At 33.5% G+C, this 1334-nt stretch carries 2 protein-coding genes; both read right to left on the bottom strand.

Annotated features, from left to right (window positions below; genetic code table 11):
- Positions 1 to 44: 44 nt before the first annotated feature.
- Complete coding sequence (locus tag RAC86_RS38745) at positions 45 to 518, bottom strand: hypothetical protein (RefSeq protein WP_232918871.1); 474 nt, start codon at positions 516 to 518, stop codon at positions 45 to 47.
- 89 nt (positions 519 to 607) lie between these two features.
- The coding region (locus RAC86_RS38750) for an amidase domain-containing protein (protein ID WP_377886963.1) at positions 608 to 1334 on the bottom strand (727 nt) is incomplete at its 5' end.

Raw genomic sequence — 1334 nt, forward strand, 5'->3', positions numbered from 1 at the left:
CAGGCGCTTTTTACCTGCTTTTATGCCATGAGAGTATTATAGCTTTATCCTAAACTTAAAATTCTTTTTATTACATTAGGAATAACAAATGACCGTTTGATTTCTTTATTTATTTGAATAATGTCTTTTTGTGTTTTCCCATTCTCTTGCCAAGTAACTTCTACTGTATAATCATTATTCGTATTTGGTGGATCTGCCATTATCGCTACTGCTATTTCTTTTGCATTCTTAGGTTCATCTGTTGCATCACCTGATGCCTCAACAACACCATTTTCTTTAAACACAACCTCTTTTACTGAAAACTCAGAATCCCTTTTCCATGTAATATGAACCGCCCATAAGTCTTGCCTTGCCAGATCTATGTCTTTTTCAGGAGAATAGATAACACTCCATTTTCCATCTTTTGAATTCCCCTTCAATATAGGAGGTTGGTGGGTGCCAGCATAAATAAACCATGCTAAAAAGACTATCAGTGCAACAGAAACAATAATTGTTAAAATAAACTTACTTTTTTTCATTTTTAACTCCAATCTTAATATGTAATAAATGGGATGTAAGCTTATTTTACAACAATATGAATAATTAATCGATGCATCGTTTTATAAACTCAGAACTTAATCAGCCTGTATCTCTTTATATTCTGTACTTTCTTGATATTTCTTTTTAGATAATCATCTGAATGACCAGATAGTTGTAGAGTTCCACCTGATTTTCCGTATACAAACATTGTGTGAAAGTAAGTACTACGCCCTTTTTTCATAAACTGAACCACATCACCCGGTTTGGCATTTTTCACTACATCATTTACATTACTATAAGTTTTTACTGTTTGTGTTCTAGCCCAATAAGCTCCAAAATCAGATACTCTTACCCATGAAGTTGAGATTGCGCGCCCTTGCCTAAAGGCTTTTCCAATACCTTTACGATTGATAAAACTATACCAATATGAAGTAGTTGATGTTATCCAGAAAGGTTCAGCACTACTGTCTTGTTTTTCTTTTTTTCCACCTGCATAAAGGATTTGAGAAACATAGTTAGTGCAATCCCCACCACTTCCAGTGAAGTTGGCATAGTTTTTATTTCTGCCGTTATACCATTTCCTAGCATAAGCTTGTGCTTTTGAGACACTATATGAACTGCCCATTGCAGTAAACATATTTTTTGATTCTTCTTCGTGTTTTTGCGAGATCTGTTCGACTTGTTCTTCTTCTTCTTGTGATTCCCTTGCTACTTGTCCTATTGTTTTATCCTTAATATTATTTAAGTTAAAGGATTGTTTAGATTGATTGTTCTCATTTACGAAGTAAAAGTTTTGTTTTTCTTCCAAATAACTT

The sequence above is a fragment of the Bacillus sp. LR_5 genome, from assembly GCF_042709275.1.

Bases quoted from the DNA above. Each gene is read 5' to 3' on its own strand.
- RAC86_RS38745 (WP_232918871.1), bottom strand. From the start codon at position 518: ATGAAAAAAAGTAAGTTTATTTTAACAATTATTGTTTCTGTTGCACTG.